This is a genomic window from Veillonella sp. 6_1_27 (genome assembly GCF_000163735.1).
Lineage (GTDB): Bacteria > Bacillota > Negativicutes > Veillonellales > Veillonellaceae > Veillonella > Veillonella parvula_A.
Genome location: NZ_GG770219.1, coordinates 2,468 through 5,829, shown reverse-complemented (window position 1 = coordinate 5,829; position 3,362 = coordinate 2,468). Strand labels below are relative to the sequence as shown.

The window sequence follows — 3,362 nt, the reverse complement described above, 5'->3', positions numbered from 1 at the left end:
GCACATTCTGCTTAATGTTTTATTATATGTTGCGTCCCATACTCAAAGTACACGTCTGGAGGATTGCGTCGAAGCCTGTGGATTTCACTTCGTGAAATCTTACGTTTCGACGTAAGCGACTCCACGCAACTTGTGCGTCGCGTTGCTCCTTCAAGTTGGTTACGCGGCTTAAGTAAAGCCCTCGATCGATTAGTACCAGTCAGCTCCAAACCTCACGGCTCTTCCACACCTGGCCTATCTACCATGTCGTCTACATGGGATCTTACTAGCTTACGCTATGAGAAACCTCATCTCAAGGCTGGTTTCACGCTTAGATGCTTTCAGCGTTTATCCGTCCCGAACGTAGCTACCCAACTGTACCCTTGGCAGGATAATTGGTACACCAGCGGTTCGTCCACTCCGGTCCTCTCGTACTAGGAGCAGCCCCCTTCAAGTTTCTTACGCCCGCGATGGATAGGGACCGAACTGTCTCACGACGTTCTGAACCCAGCTCACGTACCACTTTAATCGGCGAACAGCCGAACCCTTGGGACCTACTTCAGCCCCAGGATGTGATGAGCCGACATCGAGGTGCCAAACCTCCCCGTCGATATGGACTCTTGGGAGAGATTAGCCTGTTATCCCCAGGGTAGCTTTTATCCGTTGAGCGATGGCCCTTCCACTCGGCACCACCGGATCACTAAGCCCGACTTTCGTCCCTGCTCGACCTGTCCGTCTCGCAGTCAAGCTCCCTTCTGCCTTTACACTCTTCGAGCGATTTCCGTCCGCTCTGAGGGAACCTTTGGGCGCCTCCGTTACTCTTTTGGAGGCGACCGCCCCAGTCAAACTGCCCGCCTAAGACTGTCCGGCCGGTCGTTACTCGGCCCGTTAGAAATCAATTAATGAAAGGGTGGTATCCCAACAGCGACTCCCCTAAAACTGGCGTCCTAGGTTCTCCGTCTCCCACCTATCCTGTACATTCATTAACTAAGTTCAATCTTAGGTTGCAGTAAAGCTCCATGGGGTCTTTCTGTCCAGTCGCGGGTAACCTGCATCTTCACAGGTACTTCAATTTCACCGGGTCCCTCGTTGAGACAGTGCGCAAGTCGTTACACCTTTCGTGCGGGTCGGAACTTACCCGACAAGGAATTTCGCTACCTTAGGACCGTTATAGTTACGGCCGCCGTTTACTGGGGCTTCAATTCAGAGCTTCGACCGAAGTCTAACCCCTCCTCTTAACCTTCCAGCACCGGGCAGGTGTCAGCACCTATACATCAGCTTTCGCTTTAGCAGGCACCTGTGTTTGTGGTAAACAGTCGCTTGCGCCTCTCTTGTGCCACTCATTCATGCTCCAAGCGCTTCTGCTCTTCACACTACATGAGTCCTCCTTTTCCCGAAGTTACGGAGGCATTTTGCCGAGTTCCTTAACGAGGGTTTTCCCGCGCACCTTAGGATTCTCTCCCCGCCTACCTGTGTCGGTTTTGGTACGGGCGATGTGTCTCTACCTAGAAGCTTTTCTCGACAGTGTAGGATCAATCACTTCGCGACTATTGCTAGTCGCTCGTCATCACATCTCAGCTTTTAGAGCTACGGATTTGCCTATAGCTCAACCTACCTGCTTAAACACGCTCTTCCAATCGCGTGCTGACCTACCTTACTGTGTCACTCCATCGATCAAACGATTCACACCGGTACAGGAATTTCAACCTGTTGTCCATCGCCTACGCTTTCCGCCTCGGCTTAGGTCCCGACTTACCCTGAGACGACGATCGTTGCTCAGGAACCCTTAGGCTTTCGGTGGAATGGATTCTCACCATTCTTTTCGCTACTCATACCGACATTCTCACTTCTCATCAGTCCACAACTCCTTACGGTACTGCTTCAGCCCGATGAGAACGCTCCCCTACCCATATACATTGCTGCATATGACACGACTTCGGTTTTACACTTTAGCCCCGGACATTTTCGGCGCAGAGTCTCTCGACCAGTGAGCTATTACGCACTCTTTAAATGGTGGCTGCTTCTAAGCCAACATCCTGGTTGTTTTGGAAATTCCACATCCTTCGCCACTTAGTGTAACATTGGGGACCTTAGTCGGTGTTCTGGGCTGTTTCCCTCTTGACAATGGACCTTATCATTCACTGTCTGACTCCCGAGTATAAGTATAGCCATTCGTAGTTTGACTAGGTTCGGTAACCGGTATGGCCCCTAGCCCGATCAGTGCTCTACCGCCTATACTCTCTACCTCGAGGCTAGCCCTAAAGCTATTTCGGGGAGAACCAGCTATCTCCGTGTTCGATTGGCATTTCACCCCTATCCACAACTCATCCCAAAGCTTTTCAACGCTCACGAGTTCGGTCCTCCACACAATTTTACCTGTGCTTCAACCTGGCCATGGATAGATCACTACGGTTTCGGGTCTACTATTACTAACTATACGCCCTGTTCAGACTCGCTTTCGCTGCGGCTCCATGTTTTCCACTTAACCTCGCTAGCAACAGTAACTCGTCGGTTCATTCTTCAATAGGCACGCCGTCGTCCTGATATATATACAGACTTCGACTGTTTGTAGACATACGGTTTCAGGTTCTCTTTCACTCCCCGCCAGGGGTTCTTTTCACCTTTCCCTCACGGTACTATGCGCTATCGGTCGATATCAGTATTTTGGCTTGGAGGGTGGTCCCCCCTGCTTCCCACAAGGTTTCACGTGTCTCGTGGTACTCTGGATACAGTCCCATGTATGCAAGGTTTCGATTACAGGGCTTTCACCTTCTGCGGCTGAGCTTTCCAGCTCGATTCTTCTACCTCATTTACACTTGATGACTGTCCTCAACCCCGGTGCGGTTGCCCGCTCCGGTTTGGCCTCTTTCCCGTTCGCTCGCCGCTACTAAGAAAATCTCGTTTGATTACTGTTCCTCTGGGTAATTAGATGTTTCAGTTCCCCAGGTGCCCTCCTCATAGTCTAAGCTATGGGTGACAGTGCATAACCACTGCCGGGTTCCCCCATTCGGAAATCTACGGGTCACAGGTTGCTTGCACCTCTCCGTAGCTTATCGCAGCTTACCGCGTCCTTCTTCGGCTGATATCGCCAAGGCATCCACCGTACGCCCTTAAAATCTTTACTTATTTTACGCCATAATTTGCGGCTAACTTCGTTGTGCTGCGTTCGGTTTGTCTTGCGTACATAAGTACGCGGCGACATCACCTCACTGGCACGCCTCGTTATCCATCAAATTCTGACGAAAATCTATTCTTAGATTTTATTGACATGCATTAGATACATTGTCGTTTTTTGTAGCCGTACATTTTCATGTACGTCACCATTAAGTCAGAGAATTATTTCCTATGTGCTCGGGTCAACCTACTTAGAAATTCTAAGAGAT

1 rRNA gene is annotated in these 3,362 nt (G+C 50.4%); it reads right to left on the bottom strand.

Features of this window, described 5'->3' with window-relative positions:
- Window positions 1-169 precede the first annotated feature (169 nt).
- A 23S ribosomal RNA gene (locus HMPREF0874_RS09800) occupies window positions 170-3,103 on the bottom strand.
- Window positions 3,104-3,362 lie beyond the last annotated feature (259 nt).